This is a genomic window from Bacteroides sp. (assembly GCF_028690125.1).
Classification (GTDB): domain Bacteria; phylum Bacteroidota; class Bacteroidia; order Bacteroidales; family Bacteroidaceae; genus Bacteroides.
Genome location: NZ_JAQVBV010000028.1, coordinates 1 through 17492 on the forward strand (window position 1 = coordinate 1; position 17492 = coordinate 17492).

14 protein-coding genes and 2 pseudogenes are annotated in these 17492 nt (G+C 38.0%); 11 read left to right on the top strand and 5 right to left on the bottom strand.

Annotated features, from left to right (window positions below):
* Positions 1-156: 156 nt before the first annotated feature.
* From PHO71_RS16585 to PHO71_RS16620, 8 genes and pseudogenes are all read left to right on the top strand, one after another.
* The gene (locus tag PHO71_RS16585; RefSeq protein WP_300205442.1) at positions 157-297 is read left to right on the top strand and encodes a hypothetical protein; all 141 of its coding nucleotides are present in this window, start codon (positions 157-159) and stop codon (positions 295-297) included.
* Between the two features lie 296 nt (positions 298-593).
* Positions 594-1160 carry a Crp/Fnr family transcriptional regulator gene (locus PHO71_RS16590; RefSeq protein ID WP_300205444.1) on the top strand — a complete coding sequence of 189 codons (567 nt, stop codon included), beginning with the start codon at positions 594-596 and terminating at the stop codon, positions 1158-1160.
* Positions 1161-1236: 76 nt separating this feature from the next.
* A complete protein-coding gene (locus tag PHO71_RS16595) occupies positions 1237-2118 on the top strand; it encodes a hypothetical protein (protein ID WP_300205446.1) in 882 nt (293 codons plus the stop codon).
* A gap of 11 nt (positions 2119-2129) precedes the next feature.
* Positions 2130-2369 carry a hypothetical protein gene (locus tag PHO71_RS16600; protein WP_300205448.1) on the top strand — a complete coding sequence of 80 codons (240 nt, stop codon included), beginning with the start codon at positions 2130-2132 and terminating at the stop codon, positions 2367-2369.
* Positions 2332-2742: an RteC domain-containing protein gene (locus tag PHO71_RS16605; protein ID WP_300205450.1), complete on the top strand. Its 411-nt coding sequence runs from the start codon at positions 2332-2334 to the stop codon at positions 2740-2742. Before PHO71_RS16600 ends, PHO71_RS16605 begins: the two co-directional genes overlap by 38 nt.
* Positions 2743-2871: 129 nt before the next feature.
* Positions 2872-3213 (top strand): helix-turn-helix domain-containing protein, encoded by a 342-nt coding sequence (locus PHO71_RS16610; protein ID WP_300205452.1) that lies wholly within the window; start codon positions 2872-2874, stop codon positions 3211-3213.
* 263 nt (positions 3214-3476) lie between these two features.
* Positions 3477-4061, top strand: a complete 585-nt coding sequence (locus PHO71_RS16615) for a BfmA/BtgA family mobilization protein (RefSeq protein ID WP_300205454.1) — start codon at positions 3477-3479, stop codon at positions 4059-4061.
* A 6-nt stretch (positions 4062-4067) separates the two neighbouring features.
* Positions 4068-4831, top strand: a pseudogene (locus tag PHO71_RS16620) (DUF5712 family protein); the annotation flags it as partial.
* A gap of 239 nt (positions 4832-5070) precedes the next feature.
* On the opposite strand, the gene PHO71_RS16625 reads toward PHO71_RS16620, so the two are convergent.
* Complete coding sequence (locus tag PHO71_RS16625; protein ID WP_300205456.1) at positions 5071-6825, bottom strand: DUF4209 domain-containing protein; 1755 nt, start codon at positions 6823-6825, stop codon at positions 5071-5073.
* A gap of 315 nt (positions 6826-7140) precedes the next feature.
* Positions 7141-8211: pseudogene (locus PHO71_RS16630) on the bottom strand (site-specific integrase); the annotation flags it as partial.
* Positions 8212-8930: 719 nt separating this feature from the next.
* On the opposite strand from PHO71_RS16630, the gene PHO71_RS16635 reads away from it, so the two are divergent.
* The 3 genes from PHO71_RS16635 (at position 8931) to PHO71_RS16645 (ending at position 13771) form a co-directional block, all read left to right on the top strand.
* The gene (locus tag PHO71_RS16635) at positions 8931-9257 is read left to right on the top strand and encodes a helix-turn-helix transcriptional regulator (protein ID WP_300205458.1); all 327 of its coding nucleotides are present in this window, start codon (positions 8931-8933) and stop codon (positions 9255-9257) included.
* A complete protein-coding gene (locus PHO71_RS16640; protein ID WP_300205460.1) occupies positions 9250-10356 on the top strand; it encodes a type II toxin-antitoxin system HipA family toxin in 1107 nt (368 codons plus the stop codon). Before PHO71_RS16635 ends, PHO71_RS16640 begins: the two co-directional genes overlap by 8 nt.
* 70 nt (positions 10357-10426) lie before the next feature.
* Positions 10427-13771, top strand: a complete 3345-nt coding sequence (locus PHO71_RS16645; RefSeq protein ID WP_300205462.1) for a hypothetical protein — start codon at positions 10427-10429, stop codon at positions 13769-13771.
* Positions 13772-13987: 216 nt separating this feature from the next.
* On the opposite strand, the gene PHO71_RS16650 is transcribed toward PHO71_RS16645, so the two are convergent.
* Genes PHO71_RS16650 through PHO71_RS16660 form a run of 3 tightly spaced genes read right to left on the bottom strand, consistent with a single transcriptional unit; the run spans position 13988 to position 17492 of the window.
* Positions 13988-14386 (bottom strand): hypothetical protein, encoded by a 399-nt coding sequence (locus tag PHO71_RS16650; RefSeq protein WP_300205464.1) that lies wholly within the window; start codon positions 14384-14386, stop codon positions 13988-13990.
* Positions 14387-14388: 2 nt separating this feature from the next.
* Entirely contained in the window at positions 14389-16452 is a 2064-nt protein-coding gene (locus PHO71_RS16655) for a hypothetical protein (RefSeq protein ID WP_300205466.1), read from the bottom strand.
* Positions 16453-16454: 2 nt separating this feature from the next.
* Positions 16455-17492: a hypothetical protein gene (locus PHO71_RS16660; RefSeq protein WP_300205468.1), complete on the bottom strand. Its 1038-nt coding sequence runs from the start codon at positions 17490-17492 to the stop codon at positions 16455-16457.

Genomic DNA, 17492 nt, shown 5'->3' on the forward strand with positions numbered 1-17492 from the left:
CTGTGATAAAAAAAAATGATATTATAGATGGAGAGCCGTATACATGGAGACGTGTAAGTACGGTTCGGGGGCAGGCTGATGGAAACCTACCACTGCAAGGTGGCAAGGCGCCATCTGCCGAGCCTACAAATCACCAATCAGAAAGTAAATGAAGATATGAAACAGCTATTTACGAAAGTAAGTGGTAAATATCAAGTGGCTGAAAGTGACATTACTTCCGAGGTTGCACACAAGAACTTTTCTCATTGGAAAAAAATCAATGAAATATATCCGAAGAATAAAGAGGGGATAGTTTGATAATCTTTTCCAAAGTAGACTAAAACATTAACAAAGGTAAGCTCCGCATCCAGTCCGTTCAAGTCCAAGCCCTACGGGTTAAGCTGAAAATCTCCACACCTGCGCTACGCTTCGGGTTGTATTTTCAACTTAAGACTTGCACAGACTGGATGCTACACTGATAGAGTTAATGTTATTAATCCGTTTCGGAAAAAATGTATTGTTTGAGTTTGCCGATAGAGAAGTTGCCAATTTATCTAGATTATTATCCAACATAGCTATCATTCTCGTATCTTTGCAATTATAAAGCATTTAACATGGATAGATTCAATGCGAGTGAGAGTGTAGATGCCACGAGATTAGAGAAACTATTTCTTGAAAGTGGCACACCGAAAATACTTAGAAAAAATGAATATATGGTTCGTCAAAACGATAAGACGAATCATATAGGCTTTGTTACTTCAGGTATATTTCGACTTACTCGCATAGATACAAACGGGAACGAATGGATTGTTGGTTATAGTTTTGAGAATGATTTCGTATGTGATTATCCATCTTTAATCAATAGAATTGGTGCAACGGTTAGTATACAGGCAACAACTGATTGCGAGGTTTATTTACTCCCATTAAGCGAACTCAACCAATTTTGGGAAACCGATATGGAAACACAGCGTTTAGGCAGACGAATTGCCGAAACCATGTTTGCCGAGATATACCAACGCTTATTAGGGTTCTATTGCGATACGCCCGAACAACGCTATCAGGCATTAATGAAACGCTGTCCCGATTTACAAGAACGAATATCCCTAAAAGAAATAGCACTATTTCTCGGTGTAACTCCTGAAACACTAAGCAGAATCCGCAAAAAACAACAGCAAAAATAGAGGTCTTGACTTTCGTCAAGGCTTTTTTGCTTTCTACTGCTTAATATTGCCACCATAAATGATAAACAGAATTATTATGGTAACTTACACTCACTTCGGCAAACAACCCGATGTTCTCAAACATCTTGTTCTCTGCGAGGTTCTTCAAATTGAGAAACCGCAGATATATGTAGAAACAAATTCAGCGTGTGCCATCTATACAATGGTACATACCCCCGAACAGAAATATGGTATTTATCATTTCTTGAACGAGGCGAACGAAGATGCTACATTTCAAAACTCCCTTTATTATCAATTGGAGAATGAAAGCATGGCAAGCGGAAACTATTTAGGTTCTCCAGCATTAGCCATGAAAGTATTGAATAATGACGTTAAGGGGTGTCTATTCTTTGATTTAGAAAAAAGGGCATTGGATAATATCAAATCATTTGCAAGACACCAAGCAGTTGCACCACCAATTAGAACATTCAATTGTGATTCGACTGATGGAGTATTAAAACTATTGCCATCATTACCCAAATCCACGTTTCTACATATTGACCCTTACGAAATAGATAAACCCAATAGCAACGGGCATACTTATCTTGATGTATTAATCGGTGCTACCAAATTGGGAATGAAGTGTTTGTTGTGGTACGGATTTATGACCATTAACGATAAACAGGCACTCAATAAATCCGTGTCGGAGAAGTTAGACAAGGCAGGTATTAAAGATTATGCGTGTTCAGAACTGATTATGAACGCCATAAAGAAAGATACAATAGTCTGTAATCCGGGCATATTGGGAAGTGGAATTTTAGCGACCAACCTATCCCAAAAATCCAATTCGATGATTCAGGATTATAGCAAAAAACTGGTTGGAATCTACAAAGACGCTCGATATAAGGAGTTTGACGGGAGTTTATATCATGATACCATTAACAAAAAACAGAATATAAAAATTAAAAGACATCTTTAATTGTATGAAGCATGAATGAACTATCTGAACAGAGATTTTTCCGGCTATTGTCGGAATACTCACAGAAAGAGTTTGTCGTAAATGATTTTACGACTGCATTGCAAGAACTTGCCAAGCATTTGGCAAACGTTGCTATAAATGAACAGGACTATGCTGTATTGTTACGCTATCTCTCTTTTGGACTAAACAGGCTTAAATCGCATCGAGTGCAATTTGAGCAGGGGGAAAAATGCTTTGCTATTGCTTATTGATGAAGCGATAGGACTTGTAAATACAGAAATCCGCATACTCAATATGCGAATCAAATATCCGGTTCAGTTCCAGAGTCGGAAGAACAAATTCCCACTCTCACCGCTTCATCTAACTGACGAAACCTATCTCATTGAAATTATGGAGATGGTGAGCGGACTGTTCTTATCTAAACGAGTAGTTACCCACAACGGAACAGAATCACCACTAACAGAAATCGGAAGAGCGTTTGAACACCTCTTTAATATCAAACTGGGTGATATTCACAAGAAGCATGAGAGTGTTATTAAGCGTAAGCCATCCAAAGTAACCGAGTTTTTAGATACACTTCGCAAAGCCATTGCCGAAGAAAGTAAGAATAAAGGATATTTGTAAATCAACAACTTATCAACTATTTATAGGGGTGTACCACTGGTACACCCCTAACTTATTTGCGTCCATTTGCCGAACTTTGCTTCATCAATTGATTGGTAATCTTAATGTTTAATTTAAAAATGAAGCAAAATGTATATAGACAATGAAAACTTCGACAAGTGGATGGAACGACTGTCTAAGAAGCTCTCCGAAATCGGGCAAGACCTGAAATCCCTAATCAATACCGACAACGTATTAGACCCCAACGACAAGTTGTTAGATAATCAGGACTTGGCATTTCTGCTGAAAGTGTCTTTCCGAACTCTGCAACGCTATCGGGCAAGTGGCAAACTTCCTTACTTTACAATAAGTCATAAGACCTACTACCGAGCATCGGACATTCGGGCATTTGTACAGGAAAATGCCGATTGCAAGACCTATGAACGGTTCAAAAAGGAAAATCAGCTAGATACGCAAGCCGAAGCAAAATAGGGTGGGTAATGTTACTGCCTGATGAAGTGCCACCACTTCCCATTTAGCAGAAACCGCCTCGCCCAGTGGCTCGGCTCGTTTTGCTAAATGAAGCAAGAGGGAACTGGACTTTGTCCTGTTCTCCCTCTTGCCCTGCGGGGCAAAGCCTTCGGCTTTAATAGATTACATTCGTAACCGTTTATAACAGTGGTTATAAGTCTGAAACGTATTCCGCTTATAATCAACCAAATGAATCTTACTTTCTTTATAAAAAAGTTATAATCATGGATAAGACCAGTAATATATCCACTCTCACCACCATCGGGATAGACCGACAGACAGGAAAGCTAATAGATAAGCTCTGCAAACGCTATTCGCTGAAAAAGGGTGAAATAGTCAGGTTGGCATTTGTCTATATTGATAAAGCGTGTATCAACCCATCGGAAGCACCGGAATCTGTAAAATCGGAACTGGCGAAGATAAACAAACGGCAGGATGATATTATCCGCTTCATCCGACACTATGAGGAGGAACAACTAAACCCCATGATACGAACCGCTAATTCTATTGCAGTTCGGTTTGATGGTATTGGTAAGACATTGGAAACACTTATCCTTTCTCAATTGGAATCCAGTCAGGGCAAACAAACAGCCGTACTGCAAAAGGTAAGTGAACAGTTCGGCAAGCACGCCGATGTAATCAACCAGCAGGGGAAACAACTCTCTGCACTCTATCAGATACACCAACGGGATTACAAAAGGTTACTTCAACTCATACAACTGTATTCGGAACTCTCCGCTTGCGGTGTAATGGATAGCAAGAAGAAAGAGAGCCTAAAGGCTGAAATTACCAACCTAATAAATACATAGAAAACCATGCACATAGATTTTGCCTCACCATCGGGCGGAACATATAACAATGCAGGAAGTAGCCGACAATTAGTCTCATATTGTGAACATGAGGATTTGGAGCGGATGGAGAAAGGAATCTATACCGATGGCTTTTTTGACCTGACGGATGATAATATATACAAATCAAAGGTTATTAAGAACATAGACACCAATATCGGGCAACTCCTGAAAATAGATGCAAAGTTTTTCGCTATCCATGTCAGCCCATCGGAAAGCGAACTTAGGGCAATGGGGAACACCGAACAGGAGAAAGCCGAAGCGATGAAACGCTATATCAGGGAAGTATTCATTCCCGAATATGCCAAGAATTTCAATAAAGGGCTATCCGAAACAGATATAAAGTTTTACGGCAAAATTCATTTCGACCGTAGTCGTTCTGACAACGAACTGAATATGCACTGTCATTTGATTGTGAGCCGAAAAGACCAAGCCAATAAAAAGAAGCTGTCATCGCTTACCAATCACAAGAACACCCAAAAGGGACGGTAACAGGCGGTTTTGACCATGTGAACCTATTCCAGCAGGTAGAACAAGGATTCGATAAGCTGTTCGGTTATAACCGCCAATTATCTGAATCCTTTGAGTATGCCAACACGATGAAGAATGACTCTATAGTCAAACAAATTAAAGTTCAGGAACAAGAAATGCAATATGGTGAAAGAGAGATAGCAACTAATAATGAAAGCGGTCAAGAAAACTTGCTTTCTTTCAATCTTGAAAACAAGAGAGTAAGTAGGCAAGATTTCGATACTGATAAACATATTGCTAATAAACAAGAAAGCAATATTTCTACTAATCTATCTTTCAATCAGGGAAATAATCTAATGACAAATTTATTAATGTCTCTTGTTCCTCTAGAAATATACCCCTACAAGTGTTCGGATATTTCCAAAGAAAAAAGACCAACTTCTAAGAAGAGAAAGTTTCCGAGATTTAAAAAGAAAACTATAGCGTTAAATATTTTACTTCAATTATTGTTCGTTTTAAAGATGGTATCCCATGAAATATCTATTGAAGCCAATTTTATTATGCATAAAAAAATATTAATAGCCATTTGATAGGAGTAATTTGTGGAAAATGTAAATCCATGTGCAATATTGTTGCGTATATTTAAGCCATCTCTTGTTAATACGTATTTGAAAAATGCAATCTCTTTTTTATCTAATATCTTCAGTAAATATTCTTCATTTAGTAACTGTTCTAAAGTCTTTTCTAAAACCTCATTGTTTTTTTCAATAGTAGTATTTCCTCCCAAAAGGCGAATTAAGTCTCTTATAGCTCCTTCCAATTTGGGAACCAAAGAATCTATGCATAAAATGAAATTACATTTATGAAAAGAATCAGACTTTGAAGCTAATATAAACTGATCACATAATTCTTTTAATCCTGGTTTCATTATATTAATCCAAGATTCGTTTTCATGTTCTTTTCGATTTGCTATTGTGTAACGCTTATGTAGCCATGTGTTGTTTAAATATTCAATTAAATAGTCAAAAGAGAATAGTTTTTCTTCAATAGCTTTTATTAGCACCTTCATCACAACTGATTGACACATTATAGTATAATAAAATGTGAATGATGTGGTAGTATGTTCTTTTTCTTTACGATCTTTATTTTGAATTGTTGGATTACCATTTATATCGAAATACACAACAGTGGCAAATTGTCGGATTGAATTCATATTTAAGTTTTTAGTCATAATCTCTAAATCAGAGTTTGAAGGAAACCATTGTATATAGACCCCTATGTATTGTAATATTTCAATCGGATCTTTTATTGACAGAATTTCTTCAACACAGTTTTTAATATAATCATTTATGAGTTTGCTTTGATCTTCATCTAGTTCTTGTTTAATATTGGAAAATTTCATTTTTGTTTTGGCTTGATTATACAGTATCATTGTATCTCTAAATTCTTGTTCAAAACCTCCTTTTTTATAATATGATGCTTTTTTAAATAAATATTGTGGCAATATAAAATCTCCTTCGTGCTGTTCAATTATACAGTCTTCATTTTCTGCTAATAATTTGAAATAGGATTTGTTATCATAATTAAGAGATTGAGACACTTTTATCATTGTGAGCAATAGTTTTTCATTATGAGAATAACTATTATCGATCTCTTTAACCCAAGCTTTTGATACTTCTAAATATGCACGCAAATCTTCTGATTTGAAGAATTTAGATTCGTAAAGACTGGAAATAATACTGCATTTAGCCCAGACAGAAATATAATCACCATTCAACAAATTGTATATCTCATTTTTTACATCGTCATATAATAATTTGGTTTCTTTAGACAAAAATGCTATTGAGCGAACTAGGTCTAAATAAGTAGACAGTTTATAATTCTTCGTTCTTATTATTTTCAAATAGTCTCTTATCGCAAATAAAGCAAAATTTCTATGATGAGAATATTTCCAAATTACATGAGAGTAAAATCCATGCACCAAAGCGTTGGAAGACCTTGTCTTTAAGTATTCTAATTCATTATGATTTAAGTCTGAGCATAATGGTTCGTCATATTTATTCTGTAACTGTCCATTTGTTTTTAATTCTCCTGTAAGATGATCATAAAAGTGAAATAATACTCTTCGTTCAATAGAAAGAATATCAGATTCCTCATTATTCGCATTTTGTTCTAATGCCCATATATTAGAAATTACATCATGAAATTGACGTGTATCTTTAATTTCTATGAGTTTTGCATTTATTTCATCCATTAATTATCTGATATTTAAAAGTTTAATAAGTGGAGGTAAATTATATTATATCCCTTTTTCTTTGTTGTATAAGGAAATATCCCCGGAGACTATAATATGCAACAAATATCAGTATAATATTTGAGAACACAAAAAACTGTATGAATAGAAAGGTAATCTATTTTTTGTTTTTATCAGATTTAGCATTACCTTTGTAATAGGTTATTGAAATGATGTAATTCTAAGAATTTTAAAGTAGATAGCACGTTGCTAAACCATTACCCTTTTTGATTATGCGCTTCATAACTAATTGTTTTTCAGAAATATAATTTGTGAGCATATAGTAGTGGCATAGGAGTGTCGGGCTGAATGTGTGCACAGATTTTTCTGTAATCCGCATACATCTGCAATCTCTTTCAAATAACTGTTCATGCGTTGATTGCTCAATACTGGCAATAGTTTTCCGGTACATTCTACCACATTTTTATACTTTTCAAGTATAGAAGCTGCCACAGGTAACACAGGAATATTACACATGATTTTTGTCTTTTGGCGGTTCTTCCTTATCCAAAGCTCCCCTTTGTTATCTCTTACTAAATGTTCAGGAGATAAATCTTTCACATCGCTGAACGCTAAGCCAGTGAAAGTGCAAAATACAAAAATATCCCGTACCTGTTCTACTCGCTTAATAGTAAACTCTTTGGCGAGAATGATTTTAATCTCGTCCATTGTCAGGAATTCAGGATCGGTTTCTTCTAACTTGAAGCGGTAGTAAGCGAATGGATCTTTCTTAATCCAGTCGTTTTCCAAAGCAATACGGATAATCTTCTTCAAGTTCTTCAATCGGGTGATAGCGGAGTTCTGCGCACAACCTTTTTCAATCTTCAAGAAAGCGTCAAACTTAGAAATGAAATTAGCTTTTAAGTTATTCAGGGGAATATCCGATAGCTGATATTCTTTTTTGATGAATTCCTCTAAATATCGGGTAGTGGTTTCATACCGTTGCACTGTCTTACTAACAAAGTCTTTGCCAATTAACTTACGGCTTTGCTCATTATGTTCCCTGAATACCTGCAATAGCGTTTTGTTATCTTCATCCACACCATAAAATAACTTTCTCACCAGATCGACATTGATAACCTTGTCGGAAGTTTCCAATTCCCTATAAATTTGGTGTATGCGTGAACGTGTGATTTCTAAGTAGTGGTTCAGTTCCACCGACATACGGTCTTTGCCTTTTGAATTCTCTTTTGCCTGATTCCATAGGTTTACAGGGCAGCTTCTTTTGATCGAAATATCTACCATACAACCGTTTACAGTGATTCTCATGCACACGGGTGCTTCACCGTTCTTTAATAGTTTGCCTTTCTTGATGAAGAACAAAACAGAAAATGATTTACGAGCCATTTTTACATCGTTTTTAGAGTTACAAAACTATGTATTCTCTTCCAAAGTAGTGCTACGCAAAATGCTATGAATCAGCGATAAAGATGCAAATTCGTGGGACTTTTTTCGATTAAATTTTAGTCCCACGATTTATCCACCGATAATATGTTTGAAACGGTTATTTTCTGCTACCTGCTAGAAAAAAGAAATCCCCGATAATGCTTGATTATCAGGGATTTGCTTGATTTTTCTTTTGTTTTCAGTGATCCGCCTGGGTAATCAATGGTAAAATATAAACGGCTAATTATCAAAGATATAGCCAGCCGTTTTTTATTAAGGTTACACACAGGTTACGATTTAGTGTCGTATGGTCGGTATTAAAGGCTCAAAATTTCGTTTTCACTATTTCAAAGAACTGTTAGTCAGGTGCTTCTATCGAATCTATGACACTGCAAACATAAACACTATATCCCATAGTTCCGAGTTAATTCCGTTCTTTCTGCATAAAAAAGGGACTTTGCAAGAACACCCTCAAGAACCCCTGTAAATGGTGGTAAGTTGCAGATAATTTGTCGATTGCTTATTTGCAGGAACACTCAGGTTATAACTTTGGTTACGTGATAGGTTACACAAGTCATCAGCATTATAAAATGATTATTCTTGCCTCATTGGTTTGATAATTGCGAAACTTTGATTAACTTTGTAAGTGCTTATATTTTAGCAGTAAAATCAATAAATATATGATAGATGATAATATATTGACGCTTATAGACAAAACACCCGACTCCTTAATGTCGGGTATTGCTAAGCGTGTTAAACAAAGGCGGCTGGAAAAGGGATGGACGCAAAATATGCTTGCAACAAAAGCCGGGGTTTCCTTGGCTTCTTACAGGCGTTTTGAGTCATCTGGAGAGATATCTCTGCGTTCATTAGTAATGCTTGCTTTTGCACTGGAGATGACGGATGAATTTGAAAATCTTTTCAGCAGAAAGGCATATCAAAGTATTGATGATATAATAAAAGCGGAGCAACCAAAACAAAGAAAGAGAGGGAAACGGAATGAGTAATATTTCAGTAATAGAGGCTTTCATGTCTGACAGGCGTGTTGGTCGAATGGCTATCACTCCGGAAGGGTTATGTGGTTTTGAATACGATGCAGATTGGGTGCAGACAGGATTTTCCATCTCTCCATTCTATCTGCCGTTGAAATCGGGACTGATAATGGCCAAACGAGATCCGTTCGGCGGAAACTTCGGAGTGTTCGATGATAGCTTGCCTGACGGTTGGGGTAATCTTCTGCTTGACCGTTATCTACAGGAAAAAGGAATAGATCCATATAAACTCAATATTTTAGAACGGCTGTCGCTCATTGGCTCTACCGGGCGTGGAGCATTGGAATATCGACCTGATAAAAGCGTAGTAACAGACGATGAGTTTCTTGATTTTGACCGTTTGTCTAAAGAGGCTGAAAAGATACTTGAAAGTAAGGAGGGTGATGGTTCTGTGGATCTGCTCTATAAATATGGAGGTTCATCCGGAGGGACTCGACCGAAAGTTTTTACTAAGATAGATAGTCGTGAGTGGCTGGTGAAGTTTAAGGCAACAAGCGATCCTGGCAATGTAGGAGAAATAGAATACAACTACTCGCTACTTGCTAAAGAGTGTGGAATACGAATGGCAGAAACTCGCTTGTTTGATGGCCGCTATTTTGGAGTCGAACGATTTGACAGAACCCCTCAAGGCAAAGTTCACACTATTAGTGCAGCCGGATTGCTACACGCTAATTATCGGATACCAAGTCTTGATTACGCTCTACTATTAAAGCTGACACTGAATCTTACTAAAGATATGGCGCAGGTTGCAGAGATGTTTCGTTTGATGGTATTTAATATTTTTATTTCAAATCGAGACGATCATGCTAAAAATTTCTCGTTCCAATGGGTTGATGGCGCATGGAAACTTTCGCCTGCATACGACCTCTTGCCAAGTAGCGGATTTAACGGTTATCACACAACGACCATAAATGGTAAAGGAGAGCCTGCTCTTGCCGATGTTATCGCTTTGGCCGCCGAGATAGGACTGTCAAAGCAATACGCAACTCAGATAATCGAAGAGTTGACAGAAAAATGCATTTCAAGGAAGATGTTAAAATTCAAGTTGAGATGAATTGATTGAACGCAAAAATAATTAAAAAATAATGCCTTATTGGTTTTCCAGAATGATAAATAAGAGAAATATGCCAGAGGAAATTCAAGAGAAACAAAATTTAACTATTAACCCGCAGCCTCAAATCTGTAATACGGACATAATCAATCGAAAAATGTCAGATAAAGAGTTGTCCATATATGATGGCTTAAAATATTTCAGACCTGAAATAGCTGTATATTATAAAGATGGATTGTTGATAAAAGATAGTGCAATCCAATCAAAGTCCAATTTATTAGCTCATTTACTTCGTGAAATAGATGGTGGGCTTCGAGCTATATTTGAAGATCCTGTTAAGAAAAAAACATTAAAAACTGCTATAACCAAGGAATATATAGAGTCTCTATTTGAAGAGTACAAATCGGATTATGAAAACTTCATTTATCTCAATAAAGTAACTCCCCAGGATATCAAAGACTATTCTGGGCATATTTCTTCTATTGCAGCCTCATTTGAATTGTCGATGGATTCTCAATTAATTAAGGAATACATTAAAGTTGCTGTTTGGTTCAATAGATATGCTCATAGAAGCGATGAAAATACGCAAGCTCCACGAGATCCACATGATATTTTGCTAATCTGGCGTAAGTTTGAAAATGTTTTATTGCAATTATTAACACATTACCACATATATGACAGGGTGGATTCTTTGTTATCGCATCAAACGCCAACAGAATTAATAATTAAACAGTTGCCAAATCTTTTTCGAGAGGAACATTTAAAAAAATATTTCTGGAATAAACTCTTACGTACAAGTTGGTTAGAACCATTGTATAACAAAGGGTATTTTTCCGGAGCAAATAATCCTACACCTGTTTTTGACGAAACAACTAATGAATATAAAGTGCCCAATTGGGTAGAATTGGGATATATCCAAAATGCAGCATGGCAGTTGTCTCAAAATCAAGATGCTGATTTTTCCATTATACTAAAAATTATTGATAATATATGTTTATACAAGAATGCCAATAGAAAACGAATTACTAATCACAATACAGATTCAGCAATTATTTTTCTTATTTCAATACTTCCCACACAAGAGATCAAGCAAAAACATTTCAAGTACTTAACTGCAATTATCAAGTCTGAGAACGGCAGCCAATATAGCGATGATTTCCAGAAAAGGTTTATAGACAAATTTATTGCAGTCAATGATAAGAAAAATTTATTAAGGTGCTTGTCTGTCATACTGCTACACAAGAAAGGAAGAGGTCGCTTTGAATCATATCGCTCCCTATTGGATAGGTATTTCGTATATGAGTTTATTGACAAAAAAAACGAAGATGTCATTCGCATATGCGGATTAGATGGATTCAAAGTGGTAGAAAAGACTCTGAAGAAAGTTGAAAAAGAACACTGGTATAGCATTAACGCTATCGAGGACCATTATCAAAATGGACAAAATTTAGATAATTTCTCACATCAAGTTGTTAGGTTTATTCGTGAGTACTTATTGAAGCTACCTTGTGACGAGGGATTAATCCAAATAATATCAGATTACCTTCATAAAGATAGACTTACTATATATCCTCGAATTGCATACTATATAATTAATTCTCGATACAAGGAATTGAACCATCTGTTCTGGGGTATCAAATTTAATCCATTAAAAAACGTCTTTAACGATCATGAGCTATTCGAGTTGCTAAATAAACACAGCCTAACATTTTCCAAAGAGCAAATTAGCAAAGTATTAGAGTGGATTAAAGAAGAAGAGGATTATTTTGAGTTTAATGGAGAAACAGATCCATCTCCATCAAAAAAAATGTGGCTAACCGCATTATTAAAAACAGAAGATCCTGATGTAATTGTTGAATATAAGAAAGCAGAAGAGTTATATCCCTACGAGATAGAACATCCGGGATTTAGTGGCTGGATGGAGAGTGTTTTTGGGCATGTCTCTCCACTAAATTATGAATCCGTCCAGAAAATGAGTGTCATGGAAATTATAGAGTTTTATGCAAAGTATGAAGAAAAACCGTTACGATATAGAAGTATTACTGATCCCACGATAGATGGTCTAAGCGATGTAGTTAAGCAAGATATAAAAAATCACATATCAAAATACACCCTCAATATTGAAGGTATTGCCTCGGCTTCAATAGGATTTCAATACTCATGGATTATAGGATTGTGGCAATATTGTTACGAAAATAAAACCTATATTGACTCTATTGAAGTTCTAAAATTGATATACGGAATAGTTAGTTGTGAGTCTTTCAGAAAAGACTATGTTGATGACGAAAGTTCTCGAAATAAGAATAAGTGGTTTGCGCATAGGGTTCTTTGTCTGCTGAATTGTGGTCTTGATTGTCATGGGCATATGTTCTCGACAGAGAATCTTCCCATAGTTAAAAACATCATATTGGGAATATATGAGAACGGTCATGATGCCGAAACTACAGACGACAGAGACATCACTAACAAATATATTAACTCCTACAGCGGTGAATTATATGATGCACTAATCGAATATAATGTAGTGGTTTCTTGTGTGTCAAAGGCTAATGTTGGGGCTCGTTGGGATAGAGACATAAAACATATATTAAATGATGAGCTTTCAAAAAAACAGAAAAACGCTCTGTTTTACTATGCATTAGGGAAAGCTTATAATTCATTATACTGGATAGATAAATCTTGGATAGAAAAGGTCTTGCCTATAGAGGATAATGATAACTGGATTGGGTTTATGGTTGGGTTCCACATTCATCATAATACCGTTACTCAAGTTTTTGAATATTTTTGTAAGACAGGGCAGTACGATAGGTTCTTTGCTAACAGAGAGTTGTTTGATTCGGTAATGCATAAAATTGTTGTACAATATATGTGTGTGGCATATTACTTCGAAAAGATTAATTTTGATTTGAGTTCACCGTTACTTGTGTCCGTAATCAAAAGTAGAAACGCATCGGATTACGAAAATATCATTCAGTTCTTTAACGTAAATAACAAACATATTTCTACTGAAAAAATAAGAGATCTATGGAGATTTATGTATGATATAAATAAAGCCCTTGATTGTGATGTCGCAAAATACTTTATCGGGGAGAGCTATCGTTGGCTGGGATTTTTTGATAATATTGATGATGAAATAAAAGAATGGATGCTATTATCGACCAAGAACCTACAATCCCATGCAGCCTCACAAGTAATAAGAAGATTAAATGATTTCACCACAAAAAGCCCTATCCAAGTAAGTGAGTTATTACTTACATTAGTGTTGTCTGAATCAAAGATTCCAATTTACTCTGAACTTGAAAAAATAGTTGAAGAACTATTTAAGTTAGGATATGGAGAGACTGCAAAACATATTGCAAACGAATGTCTCCGTAAAGGATATCTTGGTCTCCGAGATATTGTTAGGGAATTTAGTTGATGATAGAGAGTTGGGATTTAGAATGTTCTATTATGAATAATTTGTCCTAAATCAATAGTCAATCGATATTCTGAGTTCGATTTGTCAAAAGATCCTCGAAGGCAATTTATATTGCTGTATTTTAGAGGTGTAAGAATATTGGTTACACTCAGGTTACGATTAAACAGAATCCTGTTGATTTGAATATTCTTTTTAAACCCCTCGAATTCGAGGGGTTTAATTCATTCTTTCTAATTTCTGTATTTGCTCTCTTAACTGTTGCCTTTCTGAATGCAGGCTGCCAAGATCATATGGTAGTGGTTGTGCAGCTAATGTATATTCGTAAGATTTAATAATCTGATAGTCGGTGGAAGTCAGTTCTGTTTTCAGACGCTCAATCTCTGCCGCCACTTTTTCGGGAGAATTATCTACAATCTCATAATATCCGACAATCTGAAAACCCTCGTCCCGATAGCATAATTGCTGTGATTGGAATTCAGATAATGGTAACGGCTGCTGTGCTTCTTCTACATATATCTTAAATCCATCGGCAACCATCAGATTGATTAGTTCGCGGTCTTGATCCTCCGCATAGGTGGTAATGAGTTGTCCGTTGTCGAGTTTTGCCAGTTGCATAATTACCAGAATTTAGAGATTAGAAATACAATAAAAGTAAATCCACAGTTATTGGTTGATGCGTCGTCCGACATCCATACATCAAAATAAGAACTTGTCCGCGCCATCGTACATCCGTATGATCCCGTATTCTGTTCATTCGGTGCATCAGGCAGAATAAAAACATGGTAATCAGATGCTCCGTAGAGATAACTTGTGTTTGAAAAGGATATTCGATATCGGCCCTGCGACTGTCTATAAGAGGTTAAATAACCTCCCATAAATGATATGACCCAACTATTTAGTAATGAACCGGAAGACGACACCCGTCCGGCCGCTGTTACTCCACACAATACATTATTAGACCGATGTGCAGATGCTCCACCTTGCAGGAATATTCCTCCGGTGGCAAACAGAGCCGCAAATTTATCTGTTCCTGAAGATGTGCTTTGCGATGCAGAGATGTCAATATAGAGTCCGGTCTTGTATTTGCCTGTGTAGCTATTGGAGTATGATTGATAGATATAATTCTGAGCAATCGTTTCGGGCTGACTCCAGGGGAGTATCGGCACAGAGATACCTGCTCCTTCAGATCCCTGCTGCACAATACCGTTGTAAATAGAGATATTGGATGTCGGATGCTTTACCATCACACCCGATCCCTGTCCCATATAAATGGAGTCCGAGGTAGTCTTTATCTCGACAACGGGATAAGATTGTTTTCCATCATAGAAAGCCAACGCATTGTTATATTGCGTAATCTCAACACGCTGACCAGAGGTGGCAGTCCTGAGATTCTTAACGCCCAGATTTTCGATGTAGGCAAGCTCCGCTAACAATATCCCTGTGGCCACACTCTGAAACTCTCCTCCGAACGTTTCCCAATTGGCAGCATTCCAAGCTCCGGACACTCCGTTTGTCCCCTTGTAGATGTAATAACTCGAACCATACTTAACCACATTTCGTTGATTGGCGGTATTGAAATAGGTGGTCGTAGATGAGAATACTCCCCGATAGGTCAGCGTCTTGGCGGCGTTGGAGATGGCAGCATCATACTTCTCTGTATCATTCATATCATAAACGGTCGATGAACCCACATACCAAGTCACAGGAGCCGAGCCGCCAGAAAGGTAATAGTGGTTGATGGTAGAGAACGTTCCCGATGTCCCACAGACTACTCTCCAAAGATATATTTCGTATTTTCCCGTTCCCACCATTGGTGTCAGCGCAACGGTTGTTCCACCGTTACCATAGGCGTTATGGGCGTTTCGCATTGTGTATCCGACAGGTATTTTAGCGATGATTCTGGATACAAATACTCCGTTGGCACGAGTTTGAACTGCCTGAATATATCCACCGTGATCCGGCGATGCCGTTCCGCTTGTAGTAATCTGTAAACAGAAATTTGAGGTCGTGGGGCAATTGGATGGGCGAGCTATTCTGGTCACAGTGACAGTTCCATTACCAGCATTGTTATAAGTGCTACAACTATTCATTCCAACCAAGAACTCCGGATCACGAAAAAGCATCCGGCCCGTGATGGAGTCGCCAATCTCACCCTTATCTCCTTTTCCTCCGGTATCTCCTTTCGCTCCACTGATTCTTACAGCGGCATTCCAGGATGACGGTGCTGTGTCAGGTGGCACTACGACTCCTGTTCGCATCCAGAGGTATTGCCCAGTGGTAAGTGCCGGAGGAGCCGCAGTCCAACCCGATGTGGGAGCAACTGTCAAAGAGGTGTTTTTTGCGAAATTGTAAACGGTGTATTGACCGTCTTTACCATTCGTGCCGTTTGAACCGTTGCTCCCATTTGTTCCATTACTCCCGTCAATACCCGTAATTCGCACCGGAACGCTCCATGCACCTGCCAATCCGTTCGATCCGTTGACGGTTGCCTTACTCATCCACCAAACGCCTGTGGCAGTCGGGGCATCCACCCAACCGGATGGCGTGACAGCTGTTCCTGTTGGCTTGGCAGGCTGATTGGCCGAAGATTTGAACACGTATGATGTCCAGTTCCCCGACGCTCCCGGATCGCCTTTTTCGGCAATATGAATCGTTATTTGTCCTCGTGCGATTACTGCCATAGTTACTTTTCTATTTCTACTGTAAAGGTGGCGGCCACCGAAACCTCATCACGGGTAACGGTAATGCTGCGTCCTGTTTTAATTCCTGTCGTTCCCCAAGCGGTATCCTGAACGCCCAGTTTATTAAACTTTCTCCATTTACAGGTGGCTCCGGTAAAGAATGAATCAGCGAGCAAAGCTCCGTTCTGCCAACACTGTGTGGTGAGGGTTGTAGAGGTCAGACCACTTGTGAGCGTTGTTCCCTGCGGAGTGGTAATCTCCACCTGGTACGGATCACTCATGTCGGCAAAGGAGATAATATCGCTAACCGAGGTGTTATAAGTTCCCGAAGCGGTATCCGTATCCTTAATTTCACATTTGAACGACTCAAAGTTGAGAATTGCCGCTTCCGGAATCGTGATTTCGTTGGTTGTGTAGCCTGTGATACCGCCTGCATTGGCAGAGGTTATCTCCGTCCAGGTTCCGCTACCGAGTTTAAACCACTTGTAAGTTACGTTTGTATTGTCAATCGTAGAACCCCGCCACATATCGCAGTGAGCTTTAAGTGTTGCCGATGCCCCATTTTTGAATACCGTACCAAGTGGAGCGTAGGCAATGGCACAAATCAATTGTCCTGTGTTGGTGCTCTTGGCATAAGATATCTGCGTTTTGGCTTTGGTCTCGGCAGAGGTGTCGGGATCGACATAGATTACTTCGCACTCTACTTGAAGTTGATTGACCGAAGTCATGTTGTTTTTAATCGTCAAGGCATAGGGCGAAGTAGTCCCTGCCGTTGCTCCATAGGTTGAGAGTGTTGTTGAACCATTGATTTTCCACACGGGAACTCCTTTTAACCTTGCCACCTGGTTGGTTGCAACACCTGTCACATAGACTTCGGGAGTAATCACCAAAAACGGTGAGACAGTCCAATTCGGAACATAGGAGCTATTCTCCTTGTTGAAAATCTGCGTGGTAGCGACATTACTACCCAAATAGAGATTGATGGACTTACCATCCGACAAATCCACAATCGTAATCTGTCCTCTTGATATTACCGCCAT

Coding starts and splice junctions, on each gene's coding strand:
- PHO71_RS16635 (WP_300205458.1), top strand. CDS start 8,931: ATGATAGATGATAATATATTGACGCTTATAGACAAAACACCCGACTCC.
- PHO71_RS16645 (WP_300205462.1), top strand. CDS start 10,427: ATGCCAGAGGAAATTCAAGAGAAACAAAATTTAACTATTAACCCGCAG.
- PHO71_RS16650 (WP_300205464.1), bottom strand. CDS start 14,386: ATGCAACTGGCAAAACTCGACAACGGACAACTCATTACCACCTATGCG.
- PHO71_RS16610 (WP_300205452.1), top strand. CDS start 2,872: ATGTATATAGACAATGAAAACTTCGACAAGTGGATGGAACGACTGTCT.
- PHO71_RS16615 (WP_300205454.1), top strand. CDS start 3,477: ATGGATAAGACCAGTAATATATCCACTCTCACCACCATCGGGATAGAC.
- PHO71_RS16600 (WP_300205448.1), top strand. CDS start 2,130: ATGAATGAACTATCTGAACAGAGATTTTTCCGGCTATTGTCGGAATAC.
- PHO71_RS16625 (WP_300205456.1), bottom strand. CDS start 6,825: ATGGATGAAATAAATGCAAAACTCATAGAAATTAAAGATACACGTCAA.
- PHO71_RS16660 (WP_300205468.1), bottom strand. CDS start 17,492: ATGGCGGTAATATCAAGAGGACAGATTACGATTGTGGATTTGTCGGAT.
- PHO71_RS16590 (WP_300205444.1), top strand. CDS start 594: ATGGATAGATTCAATGCGAGTGAGAGTGTAGATGCCACGAGATTAGAG.
- PHO71_RS16640 (WP_300205460.1), top strand. CDS start 9,250: ATGAGTAATATTTCAGTAATAGAGGCTTTCATGTCTGACAGGCGTGTT.
- PHO71_RS16585 (WP_300205442.1), top strand. CDS start 157: ATGAAACAGCTATTTACGAAAGTAAGTGGTAAATATCAAGTGGCTGAA.
- PHO71_RS16655 (WP_300205466.1), bottom strand. CDS start 16,452: ATGGCAGTAATCGCACGAGGACAAATAACGATTCATATTGCCGAAAAA.
- PHO71_RS16595 (WP_300205446.1), top strand. CDS start 1,237: ATGGTAACTTACACTCACTTCGGCAAACAACCCGATGTTCTCAAACAT.